Origin of the sequence: Streptomyces beihaiensis, from assembly GCF_026274175.1 — a bacterium.
In the GTDB taxonomy this organism is placed as follows: Bacteria; Actinomycetota; Actinomycetes; order Streptomycetales; family Streptomycetaceae; genus Streptomyces; species Streptomyces beihaiensis.
The window spans coordinates 1-579 of record NZ_JAPHNL010000267.1; the positions used below are offsets into that span (position 1 = coordinate 1).

At 68.4% G+C, this 579-nt stretch carries 2 protein-coding genes; one reads left to right on the forward strand and one right to left on the reverse strand.

Annotated features, from left to right (window positions below; genetic code table 11):
• Positions 1-209 (reverse strand): hypothetical protein (locus OFY01_RS21545; RefSeq protein ID WP_266602414.1); only part of this gene is annotated, 209 nt, incomplete at its 3' end.
• Between the two features lie 62 nt (positions 210-271).
• Between OFY01_RS21545 and OFY01_RS21550 the strand changes: the two genes are divergently transcribed.
• Positions 272-579: hypothetical protein (locus tag OFY01_RS21550; RefSeq protein ID WP_266602416.1), on the forward strand; the 308-nt coding region annotated here is incomplete at its 3' end.

Sequence of the window (579 nt, forward strand, 5' to 3'; positions counted from 1 at the left end):
GTCCGCGTGACAGCTTCGACGGCTTCGGTGGCGGCGGCCCGGGCCCGCAGGGCCCGCGCAGCCCGCAGCTCCCGCAGGGTGGTCCGCAGCGCTCCCCGCAGGGCGTGGGGGGGTTCGACACCGGGGCGTTCGACACCGGCGCGTTCGCGCAGGGTGCGGCCGCGCAGGGCCCGGGCAACGGGCCCGTCCCGCCGCAGCAGCGCACTCACACGGCCCCCTCCGAGCAGGGCGGCGCCCGGTGGCCGGCGGGGCCCGGTGGCCGGCGGCGCCAATGACCAGGGGGTTGAGGAAGGGTATTGGAATCCTTAAACGACATGCTTCCCTTTCGGGCTGCCGAAGGGCGACGTCCCTGACCAGCATCGGACTTACGGCGGATGTATGGGCTCTCGTCTTCGCCGAGATCGAATCGAAGGTTGTTGACGACGTAACGAGCGTCCTCAACCACATCGGTGCGTTCTTGAAGGTTCACAGTCGCAGCATCGCTGCAGATGTTCTCGAAGGTGGTGAGAAAGTCAGGGTGGGTAGTGGCAGACAGGCCAGAGAGGATACCCTGCTTGCCAAGGAAGAGGGCACCTGTGC